This is a genomic window from Oceanimonas sp. GK1, assembly GCF_000243075.1.
Classification (GTDB): domain Bacteria; phylum Pseudomonadota; class Gammaproteobacteria; order Enterobacterales; family Aeromonadaceae; genus Oceanimonas.
The window spans coordinates 2579868-2593999 of record NC_016745.1 but is presented as its reverse complement, the minus strand read 5'-3'; the positions used below and the strand labels follow the sequence as shown (position 1 = coordinate 2593999).

General features: G+C 61.4%; 12 protein-coding genes. 6 read left to right on the top strand and 6 right to left on the bottom strand.

The genetic code is table 11. From position 1 onward, the window contains the following. Window positions 1-18: 18 nt before the first annotated feature. The gene (locus GU3_RS12245; protein WP_014292850.1) at window positions 19-468 is read right to left on the bottom strand and encodes a Dps family protein; all 450 of its coding nucleotides are present in this window, start codon (window positions 466-468) and stop codon (window positions 19-21) included. 137 nt (window positions 469-605) lie between these two features. Then, window positions 606-1073: a CreA family protein gene (locus GU3_RS12240; RefSeq protein ID WP_014292849.1), complete on the bottom strand. Its 468-nt coding sequence runs from the start codon at window positions 1071-1073 to the stop codon at window positions 606-608. A 186-nt stretch (window positions 1074-1259) separates the two neighbouring features. On the opposite strand from GU3_RS12240, the gene nrdG reads away from it, so the two are divergent. Continuing rightward, window positions 1260-1715, top strand: a complete 456-nt coding sequence (gene nrdG / locus GU3_RS12235; RefSeq protein WP_014292848.1) for an anaerobic ribonucleoside-triphosphate reductase activating protein — start codon at window positions 1260-1262, stop codon at window positions 1713-1715. Continuing rightward, on the top strand, window positions 1712-3484 hold the full coding sequence (nrdD, locus tag GU3_RS12230) for an anaerobic ribonucleoside-triphosphate reductase (protein ID WP_014292847.1): 1773 nt from the start codon (window positions 1712-1714) through the stop codon (window positions 3482-3484). The genes nrdG and nrdD overlap by 4 nt, the downstream gene beginning before the upstream one ends. Window positions 3485-3570: 86 nt before the next feature. Here the strand turns inward: nrdD and GU3_RS12225 are convergent. Together GU3_RS12225 and corA are read right to left on the bottom strand one after the other, a co-directional pair. Continuing rightward, window positions 3571-4748 (bottom strand): IS3 family transposase gene (locus tag GU3_RS12225; protein ID WP_148265847.1). Its coding sequence is split into 2 segments (ribosomal slippage): window positions 3571-4457 and window positions 4457-4748, totalling 1179 coding nucleotides; the frame shifts between segments, so codons are not numbered across the junction. A 124-nt stretch (window positions 4749-4872) separates the two neighbouring features. Continuing rightward, window positions 4873-5820: a magnesium/cobalt transporter CorA gene (gene corA, locus GU3_RS12215; protein ID WP_014292846.1), complete on the bottom strand. Its 948-nt coding sequence runs from the start codon at window positions 5818-5820 to the stop codon at window positions 4873-4875. 200 nt (window positions 5821-6020) lie between these two features. Between corA and GU3_RS12210 the strand changes: the two genes are divergently transcribed. Further along, on the top strand, window positions 6021-6497 hold the full coding sequence (locus GU3_RS12210; RefSeq protein ID WP_237711142.1) for a DUF922 domain-containing protein: 477 nt from the start codon (window positions 6021-6023) through the stop codon (window positions 6495-6497). A gap of 4 nt (window positions 6498-6501) precedes the next feature. On the opposite strand, the gene mnmC is transcribed toward GU3_RS12210, so the two are convergent. Continuing rightward, window positions 6502-8487, bottom strand: coding sequence for a bifunctional tRNA (5-methylaminomethyl-2-thiouridine)(34)-methyltransferase MnmD/FAD-dependent 5-carboxymethylaminomethyl-2-thiouridine(34) oxidoreductase MnmC (gene mnmC / locus GU3_RS12205; protein WP_014292844.1), 1986 nt, complete (start codon window positions 8485-8487; stop codon window positions 6502-6504). Window positions 8488-8593: 106 nt separating this feature from the next. Here mnmC and fabB point away from each other — a divergent pair, with 106 nt between their 5' ends. Continuing rightward, entirely contained in the window at window positions 8594-9808 is a 1215-nt protein-coding gene (gene fabB / locus GU3_RS12200) for a beta-ketoacyl-ACP synthase I (RefSeq protein WP_014292843.1), read from the top strand. A 76-nt stretch (window positions 9809-9884) separates the two neighbouring features. On the opposite strand, the gene GU3_RS12195 is transcribed toward fabB, so the two are convergent. After that, window positions 9885-10628: a phosphatase PAP2 family protein gene (locus GU3_RS12195; RefSeq protein ID WP_014292842.1), complete on the bottom strand. Its 744-nt coding sequence runs from the start codon at window positions 10626-10628 to the stop codon at window positions 9885-9887. A gap of 113 nt (window positions 10629-10741) precedes the next feature. Here GU3_RS12195 and GU3_RS12190 point away from each other — a divergent pair, with 113 nt between their 5' ends. Beyond that, window positions 10742-11851: a 4-phosphoerythronate dehydrogenase gene (locus tag GU3_RS12190; RefSeq protein WP_014292841.1), complete on the top strand. Its 1110-nt coding sequence runs from the start codon at window positions 10742-10744 to the stop codon at window positions 11849-11851. Window positions 11852-11992: 141 nt separating this feature from the next. After that, window positions 11993-14041 carry a FimV/HubP family polar landmark protein gene (locus GU3_RS12185; RefSeq protein ID WP_237711141.1) on the top strand — a complete coding sequence of 683 codons (2049 nt, stop codon included), beginning with the start codon at window positions 11993-11995 and terminating at the stop codon, window positions 14039-14041. The last annotated feature ends 91 nt before the right edge of the window (window positions 14042-14132 follow it).

Below are 14132 nucleotides of genomic sequence, written 5' to 3'. Positions count from 1 at the left end.
CGGCGGCGTGCTCGGGCATCAGGCCAGCATGGAGCGAAGCATCCAGGCGGCTTTTTCGTGAATGGTCTGACGATCGGTAAGCAGCCCGGCAGTCGGCTCGTCGCCGGCGTCCTGAGCGATTTTGGTGGCTTCGGCAATGGTGGCAACCAGCTGCTCGTTGTCTGCGGTCAGCTCTTTCAGCATGTCGTTGGCCCGGGGAATGTTCTGGTTTTCCTTGATTTTTGCCAGCTCGGCAAATTTGGCATAGGTGCCGGGGGCATATTCACCCAGGGCGCGGATGCGCTCGGCAATGTCATCCAATGCCGCCCACATGTCCTGGTACTGCTCTTCAAACAGCAGATGCAGTTGCCGGAAGTTGGGCCCTTCCACATTCCAGTGGTAGTTGTGGGTCTTGAGATAGAGTACATAGGTGTCGGCAAGCACGCGCGACAGCGCGTTTGCACAGGCCTGTCTGGAATGGTCTGTCATGAACGTTCCTCCTGTGGTTGAGCCTTCAGGCTAGTAAAGATAATGTGGAATATCAACAGCCTGCCCCCCAATTTCGCCCTCTTGACGTTCTCCCTCTCTGCTTGACAAGCGACCACGTCACCGCGGACGCATGGGGGTTATTTTGCATTGGGGAGCTGATAGGCTGCGGTACCCCACAGCGGCACCGTCGACATGGAATGCTTGTAGCTGCCGCTGGTTTCCTTGGTGCTGTAGGCGATGTACAGCAGGCTCTGGCTGGTGTCATCAAAGATGCGGCGAATCTTCAGGCTCTTGAGAAAGATGCTCTTCGATTTCTTGAACACAATATCGCCGCTGGTGGAACGGTCGATGCCGGCAATCATGGCCGGTGTGATCTCGCCGGTCTGACGGCAACTGATCGACATGTCGGACGGGTCCGCCAGATCCAGATCCGCCACTATGTTGGACATGTGACAGGTGACACCGGGCACCTCCGGATCCGTCAGCACTTCAATTTTGATGTCCTTGGTGGTGAACAGCCCCAGAGACACATCTCCCACCTCGTTGTTGTCGCACCCGGCCAGCCCCAGGGCCGCCAGCAGTATCGTGATGCGCTTGTTTTTCATGCCATTCCTTGATTGGTGACGTTACCGGTTGTGATAACACAAAGCCGACCCCGAGGCCAATGGCAGCAGCCATTGCACCAGGCTGATCCAGATCAGGGAAAACGCAGATCGCCCGACAACGCGATTACAATATGTTGTGGTTTTATCTAGAGTGTAACCACAACATATGGTTATTCGAGGGTCGTTATGCTGAATGCCTTTGAACCCCGGGTGGTATTGCAGGAAGTGCCGGGCGAAGTCAGCCTGGCCTGGCTGGTGACCGGCTGTCCGCTCGCCTGCGACGGCTGTCACAGCCAGCACAGCTGGAACCCGACTGCGGGCACGCCGCTGACCGAGGCGCGGCTGAAGCAATGGCTGGAGCGGTACGCGGGGCTGGTGAGCTGTGTGTTGTTTTTTGGCGGAGAATGGGATCGCCACGGCCTACTGGCGCTGCTGCGCCACTGCCGCAGCCAGGGCCTGAAAACCTGCCTTTACACCGGCCGCGAGCGGGTGTCGGGGCTGCTGATGGCGGAGCTGGATTACCTTAAAACCGGCCCCTGGCGCGCCAGCCTGGGCGGCCTCGATTCTCCTCATACCAACCAGCGGCTGCGCTGTCTGAATACCGGCGAGTCGCTTAACCATCATTTTCGGAGAGCACCATGATTCGCCTGCACTCGGAGCAACTGAACGCCAAGCTGGACAGTTTTCACCGCTACATGATGGCGGCCAACGCCGCCGATGGCTCCAGCATGGATCCCAACGCCAACGTCACCCACAAGAACATCGCCACGGCCGAAGCCGAGCTGATGAAGGACTTTTTCGTGCAGGTGAACCGGGGCCTGGTCAAAAACAAGATTGCCGCCCTGTTCGGCAGTGAGCTGGCGGCGGAATATGAGCGCCAGATTGAGACCCACGAAATTTACGTGCATGACGAAACCAGCCTCAAGCCCTACTGCGTGTCCATGACCATGTACCCCTTTCTGCTCGATGGTCTGACCCGACTCGGCGGCGAGAGCCGGGCGCCCCGGCATCTGGAGTCGTTCTGCGGCGCCTTTGTGAACCTGGTGTTTGCGGTCAGCAGCCAGTTCGCCGGGGCCGTGGCCACGGTGGAGTTTCTGGTCTACTTCGATTACTTCGCCCGCCAGGATTACGGTGACGATTACCTGAACACCCATGGCAAGGCCATCGACAACCACCTGCAGCATGTGGTCTACGCCATCAACCAGCCGGCGGCGGCCCGGGGCTACCAGAGCGTGTTCTGGAACATGTCCCTGTTTGACCGGGACTACTTTGCCAGCCTGTTCGAGCACTTTGTGTTTCCCGATGGCACGGCACCCGTGGCCGCGTCGGTGCGCCGGCTACAGGCGTATTTTCTCAACTGGTTCAACGAAGAGCGGCGCAAGGCCGTATTGACCTTTCCGGTGGTCACCGCCGCCATGCTCACTCGAAACGGGGCGCCGGCCGATGAGGAGTTTGCCGCCCTGTGCGCCGCTGAGATGAGCCGGGGCAACAGCTTTTTTGTGTACATGTCCGACAGTGCCGACTCCCTGGCATCCTGCTGCCGGCTGCGCAACGAAATGACCGACAATACCTTTTCCTATACCCTGGGAGCCGGGGGCGTGGCCACCGGCTCCATCAATGTGATCACCCTGAACATGAACAGGCTGGAGCAGGACGGCCGGGATCTGCGCACCGAGGTGCAAAAGATCCAGCGTTATCAGGTGGCCTACCGCCGGCTGATGGAAGAATTTCAGCAGCAGGGCCTGCTGACCGTGTACGATGCCGGCTTTATCAGCCTCGACAAGCAGTTTCTGACCATCGGCGTCAACGGCATGGTGGAAGCGGCGGAATCCCGGGGCATTCGCGCCGGCAATCACGCCGGTTACCGGGCCTTTGTGCGGGAGCGGCTGAAAGTCATTTACGACGCCAACCGGGCGGCGCGGCGGGAGTTCGGCTACCTGTTCAATACCGAATTTGTGCCCGCCGAGAACCTGGGGGTGAAAAATGCCAAATGGGACAGAGCCGACGGCTATGCGGTGCCCCGGGACTGCTACAACTCCTACTTTTATGTGGTGGAAGACGATGACACCCAGGTGCTGGACAAGTTTGTGCTGCACGGCCGCGAGCTGGTGCAGTACCTGGACGGCGGCTCGGCGTTGCACCTGAACCTGGATGAGCACCTGTCGGCGGCGGGGTATTTACAGCTGTACCGCATCGCCGCCCAAACCGGCTGTCACTACTTTACCGTGAACGTGCGCAGCACCCTGTGCAATGACTGCGGCCACATCAGCAAGCACACCGACTGGCAGTGTGGTGAATGCGGCAGCGACAACATCGATCATGCCACCCGGGTGATCGGTTATCTCAAGCGGGTATCTGCGTTCAGCGCCGGTCGCCGGCAGGAGCACGGTCGGCGTTTCTACCACGTTTAACAACAGGGAGTTGGGAATGGGGAATAGGGATTCGAGGAGCCGTTTTAAGCTCTTTTGGAGTGGCCCCGATAAAGTAGACACTTAAGTTAAGCGGCAGCTGCGTAGGCATTGGGAGTTATTCCTCCCAGCGCCATGTGGCGCCGCACTTTCGGGTAATACTCGTCCGTATAATACCGGACTTCATCTGCCATTTCGTCTCTTCCGAGCATTCCTAATGGATGTGTCCATTCCTTCTTGAGCAGCGCGAAGAAGCTTTCCGAACAGGCGTTATCCCAGCAGTTACCTCGGCGTGACATGCTGATGGTGATTCCCCGTGTATTGAGCCATCTCATCACCTCTTCGCTCCGATACTGACTCCCTTGGTCCGAGTGGAACAACAGCTGTGTCCCATCTGGCAGCTGATGTTGCCATGCCTGCTCAAGGGCCTCCAGCACCAGCTGAGCGCTATTGATCGCACCCATGGCTCGGCCCACCACGCGGCGTGTGCCCAGGTCCAGGACTGCAGCAATGTAGAGCCAGCCTTCACTGCACCGGATTTGGGTGATATCTGATACCCAAACTCGGTTCGCTGACCCCACCGAGAACTGGCGATTCAGCAGATTCGGCAACACAGGCAAGGATGATGCTGGCTTTTGATATCCTGCTTTAGGAGCCGTGCATGAACGATAACCAGCGTCTTTCAGCAAGCCCTGAACCTGGTTCTTGCCGCAGCAGAACCCGGCATCCCGTGCTTCCAGCCACATCTTGCGATAACCCGGCACATTCTTCAGTTGCCTGGCTCGCTCGAGCAGGAAGGTGCTCAGCGTCCGTCGCTCGATGGTACGCGCTCCCGGCGAGTGCTGACGTGCTCGCCAGCGATAATATCCCGCTCGTGACACATCGAGTACTTCACACATTATCGAGACCCGCCAGCGTTGACTTCGGTGAGCCTCGATAAAGGCAAACCTTACTTGCCGTGCTTGGCGAAGTACTCTTGTGCCTTTTTTAGGATTTCGTTCTCCAGCTCTTTCCGCTCAAGCTGCTTCTTCAGCCGAGCCACCTCGCGCTCCAGCTCCTGCAGGCTTTTTTCTGGTCCGATGTTTTCAACTGCTTTGTCAGATGATTTCTTGGTCATGATCCACTCTCTGCGCCAGCGACTCAATTGGTTAGGATGGATCCCGAGTCTGCCAGCAAGCTGAGCTTGTGTCTCTGTGGTGGATAGCGAGGCCTCGACGGCCTCACGTTTGAATGCATCGCTAAAGTGACGGTGGGGTTTGTACTTCATAACACCTTCTCATTAAATGAAGGTGTCTACTTTTTTCGGGCCAGTCCACTTTCCCTAATCCCTAATCCCTAATCCCTAATCCCTAATCCCTAATCCCTAATCCCTAATCCCTAACCCCTCAAGCTTACAGCCAGCCCTTGCGCTTGAAGAAGTAATAGGTGCCGCAGGCGGACATCAGCATCAGCACCAGGGACAGGGGATAACCGTATTTCAGCGCCAGCTCGGGCATGAAGGCAAAGTTCATGCCGTAGATGCTGGCGATAAGTGTGGGCGGCAGAAACACCACGGCAGCCACCGAGAAAATCTTGATCACCTTGCTCTGCTCCAGGCTGGTAAAGCCCATGGCCGCCTCCAGCTGAAAATTGATCTTGTCGAACAGAAACTGGGTGTGGGGCAGCAGCGATTCAATGTCGTAGAGCAGCTCGTCGATCCATTTGCGTTGTTCGTCGCTGGCCTGCTTGCGCAGGGTACGGCGCATAAAGCGCAGGGCGCGACGGGTGTCGTACAAGGCCAGCCGAATATGGCCGTTGCCGTCTTCCTGCAACATCAGGTTCGACATGGTTTCGCGCAAGTCTTCCACATGCAGCACTTCCTTGGCGGTGTCTTCCAGGGTCTTGTAGCCGTCTTCAATCAGATCCGAGATGTACTCGATCTTGAGCTGAAAGATCTCCAGCAGCAGATCCGTGGCGTCTTCCACTTCCAGCCGGTCCTGGCGCATGTAATGACGCAGCAGCCTCATCAGGCCGAGATCGTCCTCCCGGAAACTGATCAGCATGTTGTTGCGCAGGGTGAACAGCACGTTGATGCCGTCGATTTCCTTGCCCAGGCGCTGGGGGAACAGGGAATGAATGTGCAGGCCGTCCTTGTCCCGGTAAAAGCGGGCCGAGGCCTCGATGTCGTCGAGCTCGTCCAGTTCGGGTACTTCTTCCACGAACAGCTGCTTCATCCAGCTCTGCTCCTGCTCGTCGGGCTTGTGAATATCCAGCCACAGGGTATTGGCCGGCGGTTTGTCGCTCAGGCTCAGGGGCTGAATTTCAAGGGATTTTCCGTTGAGGATATAGGCGGTGATCATGCAGCGCTCCAACCAGTCATGCTTGATTGCACTATATAGAGCGGCGCCGTGCTTGTCAGGCGGGGGATGGGATGGTCTCCGCCAATTGCGGGCTTTTCGACCATAGACTCAAATGACTTGAGGCGACGGCGGGTTTATAATCAGGACATGGCGCCAGCGCCGTTACCGGGAGAGAAGTGGTGAAAGTGGTTTCTTGTGCTTTGCTCGCATTGCTTGCCATGCCGGCGTTGGGCGCCATGGAGCTCAAGGCCCGGCAAACGGTGGATGTGTACGGCTCCTCGGCCCTGCAGCCCAGCCTGGCGGACGTGGATTACCGCATGTCGTGGCAGCTCAGCGGCGAACTGGTGGAAGACGGCTGTGTGCCGTCTCAGGTACTGGTGTCACTCACCGCCACCGTGACCGAGCCGCTGCAGTGGCCGCAAACCCCCGAATGGCAGAACTACCGGCTGGCGCTCACCGCCTATGAGCGGCTGGTGCGCGAGCGCGCCCTGCTGGCCGCCGAGTGGCTGGAACGCTCCCTGTTCGACATTGCTCCTCAGGCCGACTGCCTGCAGCTGCACCAGGTGGCCGACAACGTGGGTTACCACCAGCTCGGCATTGCCCAGACCCTGCTCGGGGATTTTCAGCGCCAGCACGACTTCGGTCGCCAGCTGGGTCTTATTCGCCCGGCGGAATAACGCCTTACTCCACCGGTTTACCCTTCAACATTTTGCGCAGCCAGTGACGGTTGGGATTGAGCGCATCCAGCACCTCCTGGCCCAGGGGCAGCGGCTCGTCGTGGATCTGGGCGGCGAGCAGCTCCGCCAGCAGCGGCGCCGAGCACATGCCCCGGGAGCCCATGCCTGAGAGCACATAGAGGCCCGCATGATCGGTGGCCAGGGGAAAGGCCTGACCGGCCCGTTTGGGCATGTCTTTATAATCGTCAAGCTGAGCGGCTTTGTCGGGCGCAGCCCCGGCCAGGGGTAGGTGATCCCGGCAGGCGGCGCGAATGCCCACCCGGCCGTCCCCGGGGCTGGCGTGCAACTCCCCCAGCGCGGGCAGGGTCGCCTGCAGCTTGGCCAGGTTGTCGGTTTCGTCTTTTTCCCGGTAATCCAGCCCGGCGTCGCGCCGGTCATAGCTGGCTCCCACGCAATGCAGGCCCTGCCAGGCGGGCGTGAGGTAGCCTTCATAACAGACCACGGTTTTGAGCGTTTCCAGGGCAGGGGTGGTGGGCTGGTGATTAACCTGGCCGCGCACCGGATAGAGCGCCAGGGCCTCGGTTTGCGCCAGGGCGGTCAAGGCATGGCCGTTGGCCAGCACCACATTGTCGGCGCTGAAGGTTTCTCCGCTCCCGGTCTGTACTTGCCAGCCTTCTTGAGTCCGCTCCAGCCCGGTGACGGAGGTGCTGAAGTGGCACTCAATATCACCGGCGTCTGCCAGCAGGGCGGCGGTCAGTTCATGGGGGCACACCCAGCCCCCCAGCGGATAGGCCACGCCACCCAGATGGGCCTCTATGCCGGTCGTTTCATTCACTTCTTCGGCCGACAACGGCTGTACCAGCGCTAACGGAAAACCGCCGGCGGTCAGTTTGTCGATTTTGTTACCGCTTTTTTCGTCGTGGGCCAGCTGCACCACGCCGCACCAGTCATGGGTAAAGGGTCGGCGCCGGGCCAGGCGCGCAAGTTCGCGCCGGCCATAGAGAAAGGCGGGCAGATAAAACTGGCTGAGGGTGTCGTGATCGCCGTTCAGCAGCGGATAAATGGCGCCCTGGCGGTTGCCGGAGGCGCCTCGAGCGGGGGCGTCTGCCTGCTCCACCAGGGTCACCCGCTGGCCGCGGCGAGCAAGGGTGCGGGATAGGGCCGCGCCGGCCACCCCGGCACCGACGATCAGGGTGTGCTCGCCCAGCCCAGGCCGACGCCAGTACCAGGGGGCAGGGCAGGGGGCACGGTTGTCGGTGCGGCGGTAACCGGCCAGCATTTCCCGCTTGCGGCCAAAGCCCTTGACCCGCTTTACCTCAAAGCCCGCCTCCATCAGCCCGCGGCGCACGAAACCGGCGGCGGTAAAGGTGGCCAGGGTGGCGCCGTTACGGGCCAGGCGGGCCAGTTGCGTGAACAGCTCGGGGGTCCACATCTCCGGGTTTTTACCCGGCGCAAAGCCGTCCAGATACCAGGCATCCACCCGGCCGGCCAGCCCTGCATCCATTTGCGGCAGCACCTCGGCCACGTCCCCCAGCCACAAGTCCAGACACACGTCTTCCGCAAGCCACAATCTGTGACAGCCATCAACCAGTACCGGATATTCAGCTAACAAATGTTCGCTTAAAATGGTAAGCTCTGGCCATTGGCGCAGGGCCAGTTGCAGGTCGTCGCGGGAGAGCGGAAATTTCTCCACGCTGATAAAGTGCAGCCGGCGCGTGTTGCCCTGGGGCTGCTGCCGCTTGTAGTCGGCAAAGGCCTGCCAGGTCGCCAGAAAATTCAGGCCGGTCCCGAAGCCGGTTTCGGCCACCACGAACAGGTCGCGATCGTGGTCGGCAAAGCGTTGGGGCAAGCCGTTGTTACCAAGAAACACGTAACGGGTTTCGGCCAGGCCGTTGTCGTTGGAAAAATAGACATCGTCAAAGGCGGTGGCGACCGGGGTTCCCTGGTCATTCCAGTTGAGACGGGCGGTGGTAATAAAACGGTGTGACACTGACGCTCCGGGGCCGCAAAAAACGGTCATTTTATGTGAAAGCTGACCAGTTTGACCATGCTTTGTGGTTAGAATTGGCACCAAATCGAAACAGTAGGAACGATAGATGAGAAGAGCAGTCATTACCGGTATCGGTGTGGTCTCCAGCATAGGCAACAACAAGGAAGAGGTGCTTGATTCCCTCAAGGCCGGCCGTTCCGGCATTTCCTTTTCCCAGCAGTTTGCCGACTACAAGCTGCGCAGCCAAGTCTGGGGCAACCTCAAGCTTAACCCGGCCGAACACATCGATCGTAAAGTGATGCGCTTTATGGGTGACGCCGCCGCGTTTGCCTATCTGTCCATGGAGCAGGCCATTGCCGACGCCGGCCTGGATGAAAGCCAGGTGTCCAATGAGCGTACCGGCCTGGTGGTGGGCTCCGGCGGCGCGTCTTCCAAGAACCAGATTGAGGCCTGCGACACCCTTCGCGAGAAAGGTGTGCGTCGTGTGGGTCCTTACATGGTGCCGCGCACCATGTCGTCCACCACCTCCGCCTGCCTGGCGACCCCCTTCAAGATCAAGGGCATCAACTACTCCATCAGCTCCGCCTGTGCCACCTCGGCCCACTGTATCGGCCATGCCCTGGAACAAATCCAGATGGGCAAGCAGGACATCGTGTTTGCCGGCGGCGGCGAAGAAGTGGACTGGACCCTGGCGCTGCAGTTTGATGCCATGGGCGCTCTGTCCAGCAAGTACAACGACACCCCTGAGCTGGCGTCCCGCACCTATGATGCCGGCCGTGACGGCTTCGTGATCTCCGGCGGCGGCGGCATCGTGGTGGTGGAAGAGCTGGAGCACGCCCTGGCCCGCGGTGCCAAGATCTACGCCGAAATCACCGGCTACGGCGCCACCTCCGACGGCTACGACATGGTGGCCCCGTCCGGCGAGGGCGCGGTGCGCTGCATGAAGCAGGCCATGGCCACGGCGCCGGTGCCCGTGCAGTACGTCAACACCCACGGCACCTCCACCCCGGTGGGCGATGTGAAAGAGCTGGAAGCCATTCACGCCCTGTTTGGCGACAAGGCTCCCTATATCTCCGCCACCAAGGCCATGACCGGTCATGCCCTGGGTGCCGCCGGTGTGCACGAGGCCGTGTACTCCCTGTTAATGCTGGAGCACGGCTTTATCGCCCCGAGCATCAACATCACCGAGCTCGATGAAAAGGCCGTGGGCCTGCCCATCGTCACCGAGTACCAGGACGCCGAGTTGGACACCGTCATGTCCAACAGCTTTGGCTTTGGCGGCACCAACGCCAGCCTGGTGTTCAGCAAGTACAAGGGCTGAACAGACTGGAAATGAAAAAAGCGCCTGTGGGCGCTTTTTTTATATTCACCGTTTGGGAACACGGCACACAGGGCTTTCAGCTTTCTCCCAGTCGTTTGTCCAGCATCACAAATCCCCAGGCCCCGGCACCGCCAAACAACACCCCCAGCACACTGCTGGCCAGAATATCCGCCGGCCAGTGCAGGCCCAGCAGCAGGCGCGAGTAACACACCGCCACCGCCCAGCCGGCCAGGGTGACCATCATCCAGGAGGGCTGACGGCGATAGCCCAGCAACAGGCAGAAAAAACCGGCAATGGTCATGGCCGCAATGGCATGACCGGACGGAAAGGAGTAGTTGACCTCTTCCTGCCAGTGGTGTTTGAGCCAGCCGGGAATTTGCGCCTCGTTCACGCTCAGCAGGCTTCGGGCCAGCTGGGTTTCACGCTCCGCCTCGGGACTGGCGTAAAAGCTGCGGCTGTCCGCCAGCTTGCCCTCTTGCTCCAGCCACAGTACATAGGGCCTGGGCTCCTTGAAATAGACCTTGGCGACGGTTTTGGTAATGAAGGCGCCGCCCAGGGCGGCCAACAGGCAGATCAGAAACACGGCCAGCTGGCCGGGGCGCCGGCGCCAGCGATGCAGGGTGACCGCACTCAATACCAGCAGGGTAAGACCAATACCCAGTTTGCCCACGGTCAGGGTCAGGCCGTAGGCCAACAGTGCCGGCGGCTCGTCCAGGTCCAGCAACGGAAACCAGTACCACTGCCACTGCCAGGCGAGGCTCGCCAGGGCCACCGGCAGGATCAGCAACAAGGATACATACAACAGCAAACGCAGGGTCATGAGGCATCTCGGCAACAACAAGGCCGGCAGTCTAGCAGAAAGCCGGTCACGGCGGCAGTGAAGCCAGGCTCAAGTCGGAGTACAATGACGGCCGTTATAACCAGGAGACAACGATGAAAGTGCTGGCCGATGAAAACATGCCCTTTGTCCGCGAGCTGTTTGCCGGCTGGGCCGAGGTGATCACCCGCCCGGGCCGGGCGCTCAGCCCGGGGGAGCTGCGCGATGTCGATGCCCTGCTGGTCCGCTCCATCACCAGGGTGGATCAGCCCCTGCTGAGTGAAGCCAGCCGGCTCGGTTTTGTTGGCACCGCCACCATTGGCTGCGATCACATCGACACCGGCCTGCTGGCCCGGCGCGGCATTGCCTTTGCCAGTGCCCCGGGCTGCAACAAGGTGGCGGTGGGCGACTATGTGCTGGCGGCCCTGCTGCGGGTGGCGGCTCACAAAGGCTGGCAACTGGCGGACAAGACCCTGGCGGTGATCGGCGCCGGCAACACCGGCAGCGAGGTCGCCGGCCGGGCCGAAGGGCTGGGCATGACGGTACTGCGCTGCGATCCGCCCCGGGCCGAGGCCGGCGCGGTGGGGCTGGTGGACATCGAACGGGCACTGACCGCCGACATCATCAGTTTTCATGTGCCCATCACCCATCAGGGGGCCCATGCCACCCATCACCTGCTGAACCGGGAGCGCATTGATCGGCTCGATGAAAATCAGGTGCTGATCAATGCCTGCCGGGGCGATGTCTGGAATAATCAGGCCCTGCTGGCGCGCCAGCAGGGGGCATGGCCCCTGACACTGGTGATGGACGTGTGGGAGCATGAGCCCGCCGTGCTGGCCGAACTGGTGCCCCATGTGCTGATCGCCACGCCCCATATTGCCGGCTATAGCCTGGAGGGCAAGGCCAGAGGCACCTTTGCCCTGTACCGGGCACTGTGCCGGCATGCCGGGCGGCCGGAGCAGCATACGCTGGATGAACTGTTGCCGGCCCCGGCGGTGTCGTCGGTCATGCTCAATGAGGCGCCGGATCAGGCGCTGCTTGAGCGGCTGGTACGGCTGGTGGTTGACCTTGAGCGGGATGATCGCCATTTTCGTTGTGGCCTGGCCTCGGGCGAGCCGGGCTTTTTCGACCGGTTGCGCAAGGAATACCCGGAGCGGCGGGAGCTGGGCTCGTTGCAGTGGTGCGGCGGCAGGGCGGGGGCCGCGGCCTTGGGATTTAAAGCCTGAGCGCCCTTGGCCGATAACCATTCATCTGATGTGCCAATAGATAAGTTCCTATTGGGACTGTTTTTTTCTACACTTGTGCCATGGTCAGCCGGGCGGCCGCCAATGCCGGCCCCGGTCAGAACAAGGGATACCAACGACATAATGAAAAGACGCCGACCACCGCTTTATTCCGTGCTGGCCCTGTGGCTGTCCTGTACTTTGTCGGCCACGGCACAGGAATTCTATATCGAGCTGAGAGGCCCGGACACGCCGGCCGTACGCAGCCCGGCGTCTTCGACGCCTGAAGCGCCGCCGGCCCCGGCCCAGGCCAGCCGCTATGGCCCCATCACGCCCACCGATACCCTCTGGTCCATTGCGGCCCGGCATACCCGGTCTCCGGTGACGGTGCAGCAGACCATGGTGGCGCTGTATTATCTCAACCCCAACGCCTTTGTGCGGGGCAACATCAACTACCTGCAGCGGGGCGCCATGTTGCGGTTGCCGACGGTCAGTCAGGCCCAGCAACGCTCGGCCCGGGAAGCGGAGACCGAGTTTCGCCGGCTGAGCCGCCAGGGCAACCGCAGTGTGACCCGGGCGCCGGCCACGCCTGCTCCGTCGCGCGCGGCCCCGGTAGCCAGCAGCCGGCCGGCCGACACCGCGGCGCCGGCGGTGGCGACGCCGCCGGTGGCGGAAACCGCGCCCAGGCCGGCACCGGTGGCCTCCGTTCAGGCCACGGCCCAAGCCGAGCCGGCCAGTGCACCCGCCCCGAGCCAGGCCACTGGTCTGAGTGAGCCCCGGGCGGCGCAGCCGGCAACCGCCACGCCCCAGCCCAGCGCGACAGAAGCTGCGCCAGAACCAGCCGTGGCCAGCGGTCCCGAGCGGGCCGAGCAGGCCGCCCTGGAGCGGTTACAGGCCCGGCTGCTGGACGAGCTGCGCGAACAGGTGGCGATGTCCAACGAGCAGCTGGCGCAACTGGCCGACAACAATCAGGCCCTGCGTCACCGTCTGGGACAGCTCACCGCCGAAGTCAACGAGCTGAAAATGGTGCGGGCGCAGCAGGCCATGCCCGAGGCCAAGGCGGCGGTGGAGCAGGGCGGCTGGTTCAGTGAACTGTTGAAACAGCCGCTCAACCTGGCCCTGCTGCTGACCCTGCCGGCCCTGCTGCTGCTGGCGCTGTTCACCCTGTGGTGGCGCAAGCGGATCCGGGACGATCTGGCCGAGCAGGAAGCGGAGGCTTCCCCGCTGATGATGGAAGACGAGCCTAACGACTTTGATGATCTCTTTGCCACCGAGCTGAGTACCGTGGACGAGGAGCCGACATCCCGCACTGCCGGTGCCGACGAGGAGGTGGAAATCGACGAAGACGCCTTTGCCCGCTTCCTGGAAGAGCAGGAACGTCAGGAACGGGAAGAGGCCGGGACGGCTGCGGACATTCCCCAAACGGATGTGGATGAAGTGCTGTTTGATGACGAGCCCCCCAGGGGCCAGGCGGCATCGCCTCAGGCAGAAAACCCCGATGATCTGCTGTTTGACGATGAAGTAGCCGGCGCCACTGCGGATCCGGACGAAAACTTCGCCGACACCCTGTTTGATGATCAGGCGGCCCGTGAGCAGGGGGAGCCGGCCTTTGATGACACCCCCGACGATACCCTGTTTGATGACGCGGCCATGCAGCCTGAAGCGGATCTGGCCTTTGACGACTCCCTCGACGAGCGGCTGTTTGAAGAGCGGCCTGCCGACGCCGAGCAGGACCTGGACGACAGCCTGTTCGATCTGGATGAACCGGATGAGGGGCCGGCACCGGAGCCGCCAACGCAGACCGAGCCGGTGTCGCTGGCGGATCAGGGCGCCTTTGACGATGACGCCGTCAGTCGTTTTGACGATGTGCTGGCCGACTCCCTGGCCGAGCAGCAGGGCCCCGGGGCCGGGGAGCAAACAGCAAAGCCGGAGGATGCTTCGTCTTTCTCCGGCGCTCGTGAGGGAGCCCGTCATGAGCTCGACGATTATGCCAGTCTGCTGGGCAATGGTCAGGACGTGGACATCGATCTGGACGAAGGCGGCATGGGCGCCAAGCTGGATCTGGCCCGGGCCTACATTGAAATCGACGATCTCGACAGTGCCCGGGAGCTGCTCAACGAGGCCCTGGAGCAAGGCAACGAGCAGCAGCAGAACGACGCCCGCAAGTTGCTGCAACGGCTCGGCAGACGCTAAATCTAACGCCACCCCGAGTGTTGAGTACCAACCGGCCGCTTACGGCCGGTTCTTCATTTTGTCGTGGCAACGGGTATAATTGCCCTCCTTT